The 14,326-nt window shown below is 73.3% G+C and carries 14 protein-coding genes; 5 read left to right on the top strand and 9 right to left on the bottom strand.

What is annotated here, in order from left to right:
* Positions 1–19: 19 nt before the first annotated feature.
* Positions 20–1,570 carry a pyridoxal phosphate-dependent decarboxylase family protein gene (locus ACN26Z_RS16590; RefSeq protein ID WP_421462129.1) on the bottom strand — a complete coding sequence of 517 codons (1,551 nt, stop codon included), beginning with the start codon at positions 1,568–1,570 and terminating at the stop codon, positions 20–22.
* A 145-nt stretch (positions 1,571–1,715) separates the two neighbouring features.
* Positions 1,716–2,744, bottom strand: a complete 1,029-nt coding sequence (locus ACN26Z_RS16585) for an ABC transporter substrate-binding protein (protein WP_093402337.1) — start codon at positions 2,742–2,744, stop codon at positions 1,716–1,718.
* 225 nt (positions 2,745–2,969) lie between these two features.
* Here ACN26Z_RS16585 and ACN26Z_RS16580 point away from each other — a divergent pair, with 225 nt between their 5' ends.
* From ACN26Z_RS16580 to ACN26Z_RS16560, 5 genes are all read left to right on the top strand, one after another.
* Positions 2,970–3,926, top strand: a complete 957-nt coding sequence (locus ACN26Z_RS16580) for a FecCD family ABC transporter permease (RefSeq protein WP_421464666.1) — start codon at positions 2,970–2,972, stop codon at positions 3,924–3,926.
* Positions 3,923–4,945, top strand: coding sequence for a FecCD family ABC transporter permease (locus ACN26Z_RS16575; RefSeq protein WP_093402335.1), 1,023 nt, complete (start codon positions 3,923–3,925; stop codon positions 4,943–4,945). The genes ACN26Z_RS16580 and ACN26Z_RS16575 overlap by 4 nt, the downstream gene beginning before the upstream one ends.
* 95 nt (positions 4,946–5,040) lie before the next feature.
* The gene (locus ACN26Z_RS16570) at positions 5,041–5,850 is read left to right on the top strand and encodes an ABC transporter ATP-binding protein (RefSeq protein WP_198413132.1); all 810 of its coding nucleotides are present in this window, start codon (positions 5,041–5,043) and stop codon (positions 5,848–5,850) included.
* Positions 5,847–7,889: a penicillin acylase family protein gene (locus ACN26Z_RS16565; RefSeq protein WP_421462127.1), complete on the top strand. Its 2,043-nt coding sequence runs from the start codon at positions 5,847–5,849 to the stop codon at positions 7,887–7,889. The genes ACN26Z_RS16570 and ACN26Z_RS16565 overlap by 4 nt, the downstream gene beginning before the upstream one ends.
* Entirely contained in the window at positions 7,882–8,430 is a 549-nt protein-coding gene (locus ACN26Z_RS16560; RefSeq protein WP_421462125.1) for a GNAT family N-acetyltransferase, read from the top strand. The genes ACN26Z_RS16565 and ACN26Z_RS16560 overlap by 8 nt, the downstream gene beginning before the upstream one ends.
* Positions 8,431–8,597: 167 nt before the next feature.
* Here the strand turns inward: ACN26Z_RS16560 and ACN26Z_RS16555 are convergent, their stop codons facing one another.
* From ACN26Z_RS16555 to ACN26Z_RS16525, 7 genes are all read right to left on the bottom strand, one after another.
* On the bottom strand, positions 8,598–9,314 hold the full coding sequence (locus ACN26Z_RS16555; protein WP_232511096.1) for a RibD family protein: 717 nt from the start codon (positions 9,312–9,314) through the stop codon (positions 8,598–8,600).
* On the bottom strand, positions 9,311–9,952 hold the full coding sequence (locus tag ACN26Z_RS16550; RefSeq protein WP_093402332.1) for a GTP cyclohydrolase II: 642 nt from the start codon (positions 9,950–9,952) through the stop codon (positions 9,311–9,313). The genes ACN26Z_RS16555 and ACN26Z_RS16550 overlap by 4 nt, the downstream gene beginning before the upstream one ends.
* An 11-nt stretch (positions 9,953–9,963) precedes the next feature.
* The gene (locus tag ACN26Z_RS16545; protein ID WP_421464665.1) at positions 9,964–10,854 is read right to left on the bottom strand and encodes a lysylphosphatidylglycerol synthase domain-containing protein; all 891 of its coding nucleotides are present in this window, start codon (positions 10,852–10,854) and stop codon (positions 9,964–9,966) included.
* Between the two features lie 134 nt (positions 10,855–10,988).
* The gene (locus ACN26Z_RS16540; RefSeq protein WP_421462123.1) at positions 10,989–11,813 is read right to left on the bottom strand and encodes a methyltransferase domain-containing protein; all 825 of its coding nucleotides are present in this window, start codon (positions 11,811–11,813) and stop codon (positions 10,989–10,991) included.
* The gene (locus ACN26Z_RS16535; protein ID WP_421462121.1) at positions 11,810–12,862 is read right to left on the bottom strand and encodes a glycosyltransferase family 4 protein; all 1,053 of its coding nucleotides are present in this window, start codon (positions 12,860–12,862) and stop codon (positions 11,810–11,812) included. Before ACN26Z_RS16535 ends, ACN26Z_RS16540 begins: the two co-directional genes overlap by 4 nt.
* Positions 12,846–13,277 carry a 6-pyruvoyl trahydropterin synthase family protein gene (locus tag ACN26Z_RS16530; protein ID WP_396886713.1) on the bottom strand — a complete coding sequence of 144 codons (432 nt, stop codon included), beginning with the start codon at positions 13,275–13,277 and terminating at the stop codon, positions 12,846–12,848. Before ACN26Z_RS16530 ends, ACN26Z_RS16535 begins: the two co-directional genes overlap by 17 nt.
* 3 nt (positions 13,278–13,280) lie before the next feature.
* On the bottom strand, positions 13,281–14,261 hold the full coding sequence (locus tag ACN26Z_RS16525; RefSeq protein WP_421462119.1) for a zinc-dependent alcohol dehydrogenase: 981 nt from the start codon (positions 14,259–14,261) through the stop codon (positions 13,281–13,283).
* Between the last annotated feature and the right edge of the window lie 65 nt (positions 14,262–14,326).

Below are 14,326 nucleotides of genomic sequence, written 5' to 3'. Positions count from 1 at the left end.
GGGTCAGCAGGTGGCACGGTCAGCCGACCGGGCAGGTCAGGTCGGCGGTGGCCGCGCGGGCGTGTTCGTGCACGTGACGGCCGGCATGCTCGGCGATCAGGTCCAGCACGTAGGCGACGTCCTCGGTGGTGGTGGCCGGGTTCAGGACGGTGAACTTGAGGTACTGCCGGCCGTCGACCCGGGTGCCGGCGACCACGGCGAGACCGGAGGCGGCCAACGCCTCGCGGGCCCGCAGGTTGGCCGCGTCGGCCAGGTCCCGGCCGGGTCCGGTGGGTCGCCAGCGGAACACCACGGTGCTCAGCTGTGACCGGGTCAGCACCTCGAAACGCGGGTCGGCGGCGACCAGCTCCCACGCCTGCGCGGCCCGGTCGCACACCTCGTCGAACAGCTCACCGACGGCGTCGGGCCCCATCACCCGCAGGGTCAGCCAGAGTTTGAGCGCATCGAACCGGCGGGTGGTCTGCAGGCTCTTGTCGACCTGGTTGGGGATGCGCTGGGCGACCATCCGGGCCGGGTTGAGGTAGTCGGCGTGCCAGGTGGCGTGCCGCAGGGTCCGCCGGTCGCGGACCACCAGCGCACTGGAGCTGACCGGCTGGAAGAAGGACTTGTGGTAGTCGACAGTCACCGAGTCCGCGCGTTCGATGCCGTCGAGCAGGTGCCGGCGGGTGGGCGAGACCAGCAACCCGCAGCCGTACGCGGCGTCGACGTGCAGCCAGACGCCGGACGTCGCGCACACCTCGGCAATGTCGTCGAGCGGGTCGATGGTGCCGAAGTCGGTGGTGCCGGCGGTGGCCACCACCGCCATGACGGTCAGTCCGGCGCGCCGGCAGCGGGCGATCTCGTGGCGGACCGCGCCGGGGCGCATCCGCCGGTCGGGGCCCGTTTCCACCACCACGACCGCATCCGGTGCCAGGCCGAGCAGCTTTGCCGCCTTCTGCACGCTGAAGTGACCGGCCGCCGAGGCGATGATCCGCAGCTGGGGCAGCAGGATCCGTCGGTCGGCGGGCGTCGCGGCGGCCAGCGCCTCCTCCCGGGCCAGCAGCAGAGCATGCAGGTTGGACTGGGTGCCACCGCTGGTGAACACACCGTCGGCGGCCGGGCCGAGACCGATCCGGTCGGCGGTCCACTCGATGAGCCGGCGCTCGATCAGGGTGCCGCCGGCGCTCTGGTCCCAGGTGTCCATGGAGGAGTTGACGGCGCTGAGGACCGCCTCGCCGAGCAGCGCCGGGATCACCACGGGGCAGTTGAGGTGGGCCAGGTAACGAGGGTGGTGGAACCAGACCGCGTCGCGCAGGTAGACGTCCTCCAGTTCGTCGAGCGCGGCGGTGGTGTCGCCCAACGGCCGGTCCAGATCGATCGCCTCCACCTGCGGAGCGAGTTCGTCCGGGCGTACGCCGGTGAAGGGTCCGTTCGCCTCCGCCACCCGACGGGCCACCCGGTCGGTGCCGGCGGCCACCGCGCGGCGGTACTGCTCGACCGTGTCGGCGTTGAGCAGGTGTGCCCGGGCGGGTGTGGTCTCGGGCTTCGGGTGGGTCGGCGTTGCCTCGGCGGTGTGCACCGGCAGGGTCATGGACGTGTCCTCCACGCTCGGCGGTTCGGTTTTCGGGCAGCCGGAACCCGCCGCACGACAGGTGGGCGGCGGGCACTGCGATTCTGGGAGGGCGGTGGCGGGGCGGCCGGTGCGGTGGTCGACCGTGGCCGGCCGCCCGGCGGCGTCAGGTGAGCTTCTTCGCCCCCCGAATCGCCTTGGCGAGGTTCTCCAGCAGCGGAGCCGCGCCCGCGTACGAGAAGCGGGGCACCGCGTCCCACGGCGTGACCTGCCCGGCCTGCACGGCGGGCAGTTGCTTCCAGGTGGGCTTGGCGGCCAGGTCGGTGGGTTGCAGGGCGGTGCTGCGGTTGTCGAGCAGGATCAGGTCGGCGGGGAACTTGCCGGTGTTCTCCCAGCTGAGCGCCTCGAAGTAGTCGCCGGCTTCCAGCTTGGTCGGCACCACGATGTCGACGCCGAGTTCGGCGAAGTACATCAGGTCGGTGCTGACCTTCGGGTTGGAGACGTAGAACAGGTCGGGGCTGCCGGAGGCGGCCATCACCTTGATGCCGGGGTTGGCCGCGACGGCCTGGCGGACCGCCTCGGCGGCGGCCTCGAACCGGGCCTTGGCGTCGGTGACCTTCGGTGCCGACAGGTCGGCGCCGAGGGACTCGGCGAGCTGGGCGTACCGTTCGATGGGCTTGGTCATCGGCACCCGCGCGGTGGTGATGGTCACCACCGGCGCCAGCGGCAGGATCTTGTCCTTGCTCTCGTCGGGGACGTACCAGTAGGCGCCCGGGTCGTACATGTGGGTGACCAGCAGCTCCGGGCGGAGGGCGGCGTACTTCTCGACGCTGAACTCGCCCCAGACGTTGCCGAGGATCTCCACGCTCTCCACGTCCAGGTCACCGGCCTGCGGCTCGACGCTGCCGTCGGCCTTCTTCGTCTCACCGAAGACGCCGACGATCTCGCGGCCGAGTCCGAAGTCGACAAGTGCCGCGGCGGAACCGGTGAAGGCGACCACCCGCTCCGGCCGGGCGTCGGCGGTGACCTCCTCGGGGCGGTCGTCGGTGAACGACCAGGGCCCGGAGGCGTTGTCGCCGTTGGTTCCGGAGGCATCGTCGCGGCCGCAGCCGACGAGCGCGGCGGCCACGGCGGCACCGCCGACGGCGAGCAGCCCCCGGCGGGAGAGGCGACGGGGAGAGGGGTGCTCAGACATTCGTGTCGTCTTTCGATCAGGGTCTCGGACCATGGACAGCCGGGGGTTAGGCTAACCTAACCTAACTTCGTGCCTAGACTCGGCTCCTGTCAAGTCCCGACGGCGTTTCGCACCACACTGGAGTTCACACTGTCCGTCATCGAGTCGCCACCCTATGAGACGCCGACCCGGTCGACCGCACCGCCCCGGCACCGCCGCACCGCCCTACGCGCCAGCGGTCTCCTCATGGCCGCGCTGACCCTGCTCACGGTCGCGGTGCTCAGCATGGCCGTCGGTGCCAAGCAGATCCCCCCGGGCGAGGTCTGGCACGCCCTGACCGACCGCGACGCCGCCGAGTACGCGGTGGTGCGGGAGCTGCGGCTACCGCGCACGCTGCTCGGTCTGTTGGCCGGCGCCGCGCTCGGCGTGGCCGGCGCGGCGATGCAGGCGCTGACCCGCAACCCCTTGGCCGACCCTGGTCTGCTCGGTATCAACGCCGGAGCCGCCGCCGCCATCGCCACCGCCACCGCCCTGTTCGGCCTCGGTGGCGGCACCGGGCAGGTGTGGTTCGCGCTGCTCGGCGCCGCCATCGTCACCGTCGGGGTGTACGCGGTCGGCGGCGGTCGCGCGGCCACGCCCGCCCGCCTGGCGTTGGCCGGCGCGGCGCTCAACGCGGCCCTGTACTCGTACGTCAGCGCGGTGATGCTGCTCAACGCGGCCGGTCTGGAACGGCTGCGCTTCTGGACCGTCGGGTCACTGGCCAGCGCCGACACCGGCACGGTGCTGCGGGTGCTGCCGTTCATCGCCGTCGGGCTGTTTGTCGCGTTGGCCGCCGCCCGGCCGCTCAACGCGCTCGCCCTCGGCGACGACGCCGCGCAGGCCCTGGGAGCCCGGCCGGCCGTGGCCCGAGCCGGTGTGATCCTCGCCATCACCCTGCTCTGCGGGGCGGCCACCGCAGCCTGCGGACCTATCGTCTTCGTCGGGCTGCTCGTGCCGCACCTGGTCCGTGCCCTCACCGGCCCCGACCTGCGCTGGCTGTTGCCCTACTGTGCGCTGCTCGCTCCGGTGCTGCTGCTCGGCTCCGACGTGCTCGGCCGGGTCGTCGGCCGTCCCGGCGAACTTCAGGTCGGCCTGATCACCGCCGTGGTCGGCGGCCCGCTGTTCCTGACGCTGGTGCTCAGGACGAGGACGACCCGCTCATGATTGTGATTCGTACGCCCGGCCGGCTCTCCGTCCGGTTGCATCCCCGCGTCCTCGCCGTCGGCGCGGTCTGCCTGCTGCTCACCGTCGGCGTCGGCGTACTGGCCGTCGGGCATGGCGAGTACCCGATGTCACCGGCCGACGTGCTGCGCACGCTCACCGGTGGCGGCAGCGCCGCCGAGGAGTTCATCGTCACCCAGCTGCGGTTGCCCAGGCTGGTCACCGGCCTGGCCGTGGGCACCGCGCTCGGCCTGGCCGGAGCCGTCTTCCAGGCGCTGGTCCGCAATCCGCTGGGCAGCCCGGACGTGCTCGGTTTCACCCAGGGCGCGGCAACCGGCGCGCTCGTCGTGGTCGCCGTCGGCGGCAGCAGCGCCGCCCTCGCCGGCTCCGCGGCCCTCGGCGGCGTGGTCACCGGCCTGCTCATCTACCTGATCGCGTGGCGGCGTGGCGTGCACGGCTACCGGCTGGTCCTGGTCGGCATCGGCATGTCGGCCATCCTCACCGGCGTCAACGGCTACCTGATGACCCGGGTACCGCTGATGAGCGCTTCCCGGGCGATGCTCTGGCTCACCGGCAGCCTCGACGGCCGCGGCTGGTCCGACGCCGTGCCGCTGCTGGTCGCCCTCGTGGTGCTGGTGCCGGCGCTGCTGGCCTGCGCTCCGGCGCTGCGGATGACCGAGCTGGGCGACGACGCCGCCAGCGGGCTGGGGGTGAGCGTGCATCGGATGCGGATGCTGCTGCTCGCCGGGGCCGTGCTGCTGGTGGCGCTGTCCGCAGCCGCCGCCGGGCCGGTGCCGTTCGTCGCGCTCACCGCCCCCCACCTCGCCCGCCGGCTCACCCGGGCACCCGGGGTCACCCTGCTGCCGGCGGCGCTCATCGGCGCGTTGATCATCGTGGTCGCCGATCAGGTCGCTCTGCGCGCCCTACCCGGTCAGCTGCCGGTCGGCGTGGTGACCGGCGTGATCGGCGGCGGCTACCTGGTGTGGCTACTGGCCACCGAGCGCCGGGCGGGCCGGCTGTGATGCCCGGACGGTCCCGCGAACCGCAGCCGACCACCGTGCCGGTCCCGACCGTGACACCGGTCCCGACCACGACACCCGAGAACGGAGCAACAAGCATGTCGACCTCCCGGCTCGGTGGCAACGGGCTGCGGCTCGCCTACGACCGACGCGTCGTCGCCGAGGACCTCACCGTTGCCGTGCCCGACCGCTCCTTCACGGTCATCATCGGCCCGAACGCGTGCGGTAAGTCCACGCTGCTGCGGGCGCTGTCGCGGCTGCTGAAGCCGGCCGCCGGGGCGGTGCTGCTCGACGGTGCGGACATCCACCGGCTCTCCGCCCGCGCCGTGGCCCGTACGCTCGGGTTGCTGCCCCAGTCGCCGATCGCCCCTGACGGCATCGGGGTGGCCGAGCTGGTGGCCCGGGGCCGCTACCCGCACCAGGGGCTGCTGCGGCAGTGGTCCCCCGAGGACGAGCGGATCGTCGCCGAGTCAATGGCCGCCACCGGCGTCGACGACCTCGGGGACCGGCTGGTCGACGAACTCTCCGGTGGCCAGCGACAACGGGTCTGGCTGGCCATGGCGCTGGCCCAGCAGACGCCCCTGCTGCTGCTGGACGAACCGACCACGTACCTCGACATCGCCCACCAGATCGAGGTCCTCGACCTGTGTGCCCGGCTGCACGAGGAGCAGGGACGCACGCTTGTCGCGGTGCTGCACGACCTCAACCACGCCGCCCGCTACGCCACCCACCTGATCGCGATGCGCGGTGGCCGGGTGGTGGCCGCGGGCGAACCCCGCCGGATCGTCACCGCCGAGCTGGTCGAGGAGGTCTTCGGCCTGCCCTGCCGGGTCATCGACGACCCGGAGACGGGTACGCCGCTTGTGGTTCCCGCAGCCCGCGCCCGAGCCGGTACGGTGGCGCGGTGAGCGCCCGCCGCTACCGCGACGGTTACGGCGTCCCGCACCTGCGCGCTGACGACCACACGTCGCTGGCCTACGCCCAGGGTCGGGTCACCGCCCTGGACCGGGCCTGGCAGATCGAGGTGGAACGGCACCGTTCCCAGGGCACCTCCGCCTCGTTTCTCGGCACCGACGCGGTGGCCTGGGACAGCTTCGCCCGCCGGGCGAGGCTCGACGACACCGCGCGACGTTGCCACGCCGCCCTCGACCCGGCCACCGCCGGATGGGTGGGTCGCTACGTGGACGGGGTCAACGCCGCGCTCGCCGCCGGTGCGGCGCAGGCTCCGGAGTTCGCTGCCACCGGCCTGCGGCCGGGCCGCTGGCAGCCATGGACCCCGCTGGCGATCTGGCTCGGTCACCACGTGCTCTTCGCGGGCTTCGGCACGAAACTCTGGCGCGACCACGTGGCCCGCCGACTCGGCCCGCAGGCGACCGGCCTGTTCGCGGTCGACAACCACGTCACCTCGGGCAGCAACGGCTGGCTGCTCGCCGCCGACCGCACCGCCACCGGGGCCGCCCTGATCGCCGGTGATCCGCACCGGATCATCGAAGCGCCCGGCATCTACCAGCAGATCCGTCTCGCCTGCCCGGAGTACGACGTGCTCGGGTTCGCCGTGCCCGGCGTTCCGGGCATCCCCCACTTCGGCCACGCCGGCGGGGTCGCCTGGGCGATCACCAACGCGATGGCCGACTACCAGGACGGGTACGCCGAACGGCTGCGCCACCGGGGCGACCGGGTCGAGGCGTACGGGCCGGACGGGTGGCGACCCGCGCACCGGCACGTCGAGACGATCGAGGTGGCCGGCGCCGCACCGGTCGAGGTCGAGGTGATCGAGACCGACCGGGGGCCGCTGATCTCCGGTGGGCCCGACGACGACCCGGCCGTCACGGTCAGCCTGCGCTATCCGCCCCGCGTCCTCGGTGAGCTGGGCTTCAGCGTCCTGCCGGCGCTGCTGCGGGCACGGACCGTCGACGACATCGACGCGGCGCTTGACGGCTGGGTCGAGCCGGTGAACGTGGTCCTCGCGGCCGACACGGCCGGCGGACTGCTGCACCGGGTGGCCGGCCGGGTGCCGCGTCGCCACCCGGACAACGGGCTGCGGGTGGTTCCCGGTTGGGAGGCGAGCCACGCCTGGCGGGGCTGGCACGACATGCCGAAGGCGCCGGTCGACCGGGTGGCGGTGATGGCCAACGACCGCGGCATCGCCGCCGAACTCGGCGTGGAGTTCGCGCCGCCGTACCGGGCCGACCGGATCCGCCAACTGCTGGACGCCACCGACGACTGGCGTGCCGAACAGTTGGCGAGCGTGCACACCGACACCCATTTGGCCGCCGCCGCGCCGCTGTTGGACCTGCTCACCACGCTGGACGGGCTCGGCCCGGCCGCCGCCGGGCTGCGGGAACGTCTGCTGGCCTGGGATCGCCGGATGACCGCCGACAGCGTGGACGCCGCCGCCTTCGCCGACCTGCGGGCCGCCGTGACCCGCCGGCTCGCCGCCCACCCCACGCTGGCGACGCTGGCCGAACCACCCGCCTATCCCGAGGTGTTCCGGCCGTGGCTGGCCCTGCTCCCCCGGGTCGGGTACGCGGTGACCCCGCTGCTGCACGCCGTCCTGCCCGGCCTGGATCGGGCCGAGCTGCTGAGCGAGGCCCTGGCGGAGGTGGCCGCCCACGACGACCTCCCGTGCTGGGGCGAACGGCACCGCCTCCTGCCGTGGCAGGCGTTGCCCGAGCCGGCCGCGCCGCCGGGTCCGCAGCTCTCCGGCGACCACGACTGTGTGTTGGCCACCTCCAGCGTCCCCGGAGTCACCGACCTGTGCCTGCGCGGGCCGGCGGCCCGCTACGTCTGGGACCTGGCCCGGCGGGACGACAGCCGCTGGGTGGTGCCGCTCGGCGCCACCGGCAGTGGACCGCACCGCGACGACCAACTGCCGCTGTGGGCGAGCGGCGACCTGATCCAGATCGGCTGTGACTGGGACCGGCTGACCGAGGAGCACGATGACTGACCGTCACCACTACGAACGACACGTGCCCCGATTCGGCGTGGTCACCTTCCGGCCGGTCGAGCCCGACACCGACGCCGACGTCATCCACTCCTGGGTCAGTCAGGAACGGGCCCGGTTCTGGGGGATGCGCGACGCCGACCGGGAGCAGGTCGCCGAGATCTACCGGTACGTGGACTCGCTCTCCACTCATCACGCGTACCTCACCCTGCGCGACGGGCACCCGGTGGCGCTGTTCCAGACCTACGAACCGGAGCATGACCCGGTCGGCGAGTGCTACTCGGTGCGCCCCGGTGACCACGGCGGGCACCTGCTGATCGGCACCCCGGTACGGCCGGAACCGGGGTTCACCGGCACGCTGCTGGGCGAGTTCGTCACCTTCGTCTTCACCGACCGCAGCCGGCTACGTCTGGTGATGGAGCCGGACGCCCGCAACGACAAGGCGATCAGCCGGTTGCGGCGAGCCGGTTTCGTCGACGGCCCGCTGATCGACCTGGCCGACAAGCGGGCCCGACTGATGTTCCTCGACCGTCCCCCGGATTAGACCCTGGTCGAAGTCCTCGGTCGAGCCGAGGCGGAGTCCAGCCGGCGGTCCGGCCCGGCAGGGCCTAACCCCGACATGCGGCATGCCGCGCCTTCCCGCCGCCCGGACAGCGCGAGATGCGGCATGTCGCGGCACCCGCCGCGGCAGAGACACCGCGAGATGGCGCGTCAGTCGGCCTGCGTCGGTTCGCAGCGTTCGGACAGGGCGTAGCGGGTGAGCACCACGTCACCGATCTGCCGCGCCTCGACCACCTGCGCCCGCCGACCCGGGTGCCACGGGAAGCTGCCCTCGCCGACGAACCGCGGTGCCCGCCGGTCACCCACGAAGAACGGGGCCACCACCAGGTGCAGCTCGTCGGCGAGCCCCGCCGCGAGGAACTGTCCGTGCACGCCCGCGCCGCCCTCCACCAGCAGCCTGCCGATGCCCCGCTCGGCGAGGTCGGCCAGCATCCGCACCAGGTCGACCGGGTCACCGGCGTCGACCACGGTGGCCAGCGCGCCCAGCCGGTGCCGGGTCTTCTCAACGGCGCCGCTGGCGCTGTAGACGATCCGCTCAGTGTCACCGACGGTGAACAGCCGGGCCTGCGGATCCAGGTCGCCGCAGCCGGTCACGGTCACCCGGGTGGGCGACGCCGGCAGACCACGGGCGACCCGCGCGGCCCGGCGCCGTTCGCAGCGCACCAGCAACCGGGGATCGTCACGGCGTACGGTTCCGGCGCCGACCAGGATCGCGTCGCAACCGGCGCGGACCTCGTCCACCCGGTCGAGATCCGCGTCGTTGGACAGCAGCAGCCGCTCCTCGGTGGCGTCGTCGATGTAGCCGTCGATCGAGGTGGCGCAGCTGAGCAGCACGTACGGCCGGGCCACCCCGGGCGGGCCGGTCACCGGACGAAGGGAAGGTCGGCGGTGCGGGCCGCGCGGCTGGCCTTCGCCGCGAGGTAGTCGGCGTTGGCCGGGGAGAGGAACACGCCGGTGGGCACCTGCTCGGTCACGGTGATCCCGAGCCGACCCAACTGCTCGGTCTTCTCCGGGTTGTTGCTCAGCACCGCGATCGGTCCGACGCTGAGCGCGGCGAGCATCTGCGCGGCCACGGTGTAGTCGCGTTCGTCCTCGGCGTGACCGAGCGCGACGTTGGCCTCGAAGGTGTCCAGCCCCGCGTCCTGCAACGCGTACGCGTCGAGCTTGGCGTACAGCCCGATGCCCCGGCCCTCCTGGCGCAGGTAGAGCAGGTAGCCGCCGACGTCGGCGATGCGCTGCACCGCCTCACGCAACTGCGGCCCGCAGTCGCAGCGCTGGCTGCCGAACACGTCGCCGGTGAGACATTCGCTGTGCGGCCGGACCAGTGGCACGTTGCCGCCGCGTTCGGCCGCGGCGGTGTCGCCGAGGGCGAAGGCGAGGTGCTCCCGGCCGTCGACCAGCCCGTCGAAGGTGAACAGCCGGGCCGTGGTGGTGTAACCGTCGGGAAACCGCAGCGGCACGGTGACCTGCGTCCGGATGGTGGCGACAGGCAGTGATTCGGACATGGGTCTCCTCGTCAGACGGTGGCTGGTACACGGACACGTCGGGCCAGCAGCACGGCGGCTCCGGGCAGGCTCGCGACGAGCACCAGGGCGCCGTACACCGTCGCGGTGGCCACCCCCTCGGCGGCGGTCAGGCCGGCGGCGGCGAACGCCCACGCGGCCACCCCCTCGCGGGGGCCGAAGCCGGCGACGTTGGCCGGCACCCCCATCGCGAGCAGGGCCAGCAGGGTCAGCGGCAGCAGCAGGGTCAACGGGGCGGTGGAGCCCGCGGTGCGTGCCGCCACCAGGAAGGTGGCGAGGTGCCCGGCGACGGCCAGCGCCGAGGCGAACAGCACCCCGGCCCAGGTACGCCGGCCGAGCAGCCCGCGTCGTACGTCCGAGACGGCGGTACCCAACGCGCGCGCCCACCGGGAGGCACCGGACTGCGGCAGCAGGCGGGCGGCCAGCACCACGGCGACCAGCACCGCCACCGCCACGGCGGTCGCCACCGGCAGGAACGGACGCACCGGGGACGGGAAGGCGAACAGCAGCACCACGGCGACTGCGACCAGCACCACCTGCCCGGCCATCCGTTCCCACACCACCGCCCGAATGCCGCGTCCGACGTCACCCACTTCGCGGCCGTGCCGCACCGCGCGGTGCACGTCACCGAGGATCCCGCCGGGCAGCGTCGCGTTCAGGAAGATCGCCCGGTAGCAGTGGGCGACCGCCTCCCGCAGCGGCAGCCGTACGCCGAGCCCACCCGCGACGAGACTCCACCGCCAGGCGGCGCAGACGGTGGTGAGGACGCCGATGGCGAGCGCGGCGGCCAGGGCTGGCGCGTCGATCAGCCGCAGTCCGGCCAGGAACGGACCGGTGCCGAGCCAGCAGAGCAGCCCGACGAGGACGGCCAGTCCCAGCGCCAGTCGGGCCCAGCCCCAGAACGACCGGCCCGCCGGGGTCGCCGTGGGTGCGGCGCCGCCAGCTTCATCCCCCACCCGTGCCTCCCCGGCATGACGATCTTCCCTGACTGTACGCACGTAGCTGGTCGGCTGCCGGTTCAACGGGGCAGCGCCAGCAGGTCGACGTGACCGACCAGTACCCCGAGCCGACCGGTTTCAGCCTCCGCCAGCCGACGGCGTTCGTACTCGCCGGTTCGGGCGGTCAGCTCAACGCGTTCCTCACGAGCCGCGTCGAGCCATCCGGTGAACCACTCCGCCGCCAGGGCGGCCTGCTCCGGCCCGAGCAGCCAGGGGCTGGGGCGTCGTTCCACGTCCGCCCCGTGCCGGGCGAAGGCGGCCGCACAGGCGTCGACCGCGTCCGGCCCGAGCAGCCGCCGACCGCCGACGGTACGCCGCTGGTGTGCGTTGAAGGCGGCGGCGACCTGGTCGTCCAGCGGGTCGGCCGGGGTCAACCGCACGGTGCCGGTCACGGAGATCAGGAACAACGCCGGGCAACGGGCCTCGGCGCAGGCGGCGACCAGGTGGTCGAGTTCCTCGGCGGTAAGCATGTCGAGCAGGGCCGAGGCGGTGACCAGGGCGGCGTCGGCCAACTCGGCGGCGGTCAGTCGGGTCAGGTCGCCCTGGCGCGTCTCGACGGTCACCGGTGCGCCGTCTCTGGCGGCGGCCGGCATGCCGGCGCGGGCCCGGGCCAACAGGTCCGGATCCTGGTCGTACAGGATCCAGTGCTGTGCGCCGGGCAGCAGCGGGGCCAGCCAACGGCCCAGTGAGCCGGTACCGCTGCCGAGGTCATGCACCACCAGGGGGCCGTGGCCGGGCAGCGCCGCCCGCAGCTTGTCGACCAGTTCGGTGGACCGGGCTGCCACGTCGGCGGGTTCCCGCAACGCTAGCCACCGCGCGAAATCCGGCGGAAGATCGATGCTCATGCCGACGCCTCCTTCAGGGCCGTGGTGATCTGGGCGATCGTGCTGCTCCAGTCGGCGAGGGTGTCCCGTCGCTGGACGGCGACGTGCCGCAGGTGCGCGCGCAGGGCCGCGTCGTCGAGCCAGCGGCGCAGCGCCGTGGCGAGGGCTGCCGGGTCGTCGGGCGGCACCAGCAGACCCGGCCGGTCGCCCGCCGCCGTGCGCCCGAGGGCGTCGGGCAGCCCGCCGACGGCGGTGGCGAGCACCGGTACGCCACGCGCCAGCGCCTCGGTGACCACCATCCCGTACGTCTCACCGCGCGACGGGTGCACCAGCAGGTCGGCGGCGGCGTACGCGGCAGCGAGCCGGTCACCGGCCAACGGCCCGGTCAGCCGGATCCGATCGGTGAGCCGCCCGGCGCTGATCCGCTCGCGCAGCCGGTCGACGAACTCCGGCTCCCGGTGCAGCGGACCGACGCAGGCCAACGTCCAGTGCCGGTCGGCCACCATGGTCAGCGCCTCGACCAGGACGTCGTGCCCCTTGTGCCGGGCGACCGCCGCGACGCAGAGCAGGGCCGAACCGGTCGCCGAGCCGGTCGCCGGCGACGCCGGGTCCACCCCGGGCGGCGCCACGTGCACCCGTTCGGCGGGCAGCGGGTACCGCCGCAGCAACGCGTCGCGGGTCCAGGCGCTGGTGGCCACCACGGCGGTGACCGCGGCCAGCGCTCGGGCCTCGGTGTCGTCGTCCCGGGGCAGGTGCACCAGCGCGACCAGGCGCAGCCGCCCGGAGTGCGCGGCGAGCACGTCCGGCACCACCGAGGCGACCAGGCCGTCGACCAGCACCAGCGCACCGTCCGGCGTACCGGCCAGCACCTGCGCCAACGCAGCCTGCGCCGCCGGGGACGGTCTCGGCCAGTCACCGGCCACGGCGTGCTCGCGGACCAGCCAGCCGGCGGCGGTGAGCCCGGCGCAGATCCGCCGGTCGTAGCCGTTGCCGCCGCTGGGTGACGCCGGGTCGTCGATGTCGCCCGGCAGGATCACGTGCAGGGTCGGCACGTCAGGCGGCGCCCTCACCGACGGCGGTCGAGCCGGGCAGCGCCCGCTCGTAGCTGGCCCACGCCACGTGCGACTCGTGCAGCGTGACCGTGATCCCGGTCAGGCCCCGGGCACCGCCGCCGAGTTGACCGGCGGCCACCCGCTCGGCGAGCCGGTCGGCGATGGTGCGGGCCAGCACCTCAGTGGTGGTGTTCTGCCCGGCGAACGCGGGTTCGTCGTCGAGGTTGCGGTAGTTCAGCTCGCCGAGCACCGCCTTGAGCTGCTCGGTGGCCAGTCCGATGTCGACCACGATGCCGTCGTCGTCGAGGTCCGGCCGGCGGAAGGTGGCGTCGACCACGAACGTCGCGCCGTGCAGCCGTTGGGCGGGGCCGAAGACCTCGCCACGGAAACTGTGGGCGATCATGATGTGGTCACGGACGGTCACGCTGAACACGGTTCACTCCCCGTCGTAGGTGATGAGATGGCACAGCGCGGGCAGGTCGCCCCCGCTGAGTCGGGCGAGTACGTCGGGCAGTTCCGCGAACGGCGACCGGCCGGTGATCAGCACGTCGAACGCCGGGTCGGCAAGCAGGTCCAGGGCGAGCGCCATCCGGTCGGCGTAGCTGCGACTGCCGCGTCGCGCCGGCGCCACCATGCCGACCTGGCTGCTGCGGATGTTCAGCCGTCCGGAGTGGAACGCCCCGCCGAGGGAGAGTTGCACCGGCCGGTCGCCGTACCAGCTCAGTTCGAGCAGGGTGCCTTCCGGCGCGAGCAGGTCCAGGCCGCGTTGCAGGCCGGCGGCGCTGGCGCTCGCGTGCACCACCAGGTCACGGCCGTCGCTGGCGGTCTCGGGGGCAGCGAAGTCGACACCCAACGCGGCGGCCACCTCGGCGCGGGACGGATCGGTGTCGACCAGTTCCACCCGTACCCCGGGGAAGCGGGCCAGCAGGGCGGTCACCGCACAGCCGACCATGCCACCCCCGACCACTGTCACCCGGTCGCCGACCAGGGGCGGGGCGTCCCACAACGCGTTGACGGCGGTCTCCACGGTGCCGGCCAGCACGGCACGGGCCGCCGGTACCTGCGCCGGTACGACGGTCACCGCCTCCGCCGGCACCACGTACGCGCTCTGGTGCGGGTGCAGGCAGAACACCGTACGTCCGAGCAGGTGCGCCGGGCCCTGCTCGACCTCGCCGACACTGAGGTAGCCGTACTTGACCGGGGCCGGAAAGTCGCCATCCTGAAACGGGGCGCGCATCGCGGCGTACTGGCTGGCGGGCACGCTCCCGGTGAAGACCAGGGTCTCGGTGCCCCGGCTGACCCCGGAGTACCGGCTGCGCACCAGGACCTCGTCGGCGTCCGGTTCCGGCAACGTCACCGGACGGATCTCACCCGCGCCGGGAGCCCGGAGCCAGAAGGCGAGGGCGGTACGCGTCACGGATTTTTCTCCTTACCTGCGTCCAGACCGAACCGATCCGTCGTATTTTCCGTAGTTCCCTGGCA

Origin of the sequence: Verrucosispora sp. WMMD703 (assembly GCF_049178935.1) — a bacterium.
GTDB lineage: Bacteria > Actinomycetota > Actinomycetes > Mycobacteriales > Micromonosporaceae > Micromonospora > Micromonospora sediminimaris.
This window is presented reverse-complemented; position numbering and strand designations above follow the sequence as displayed.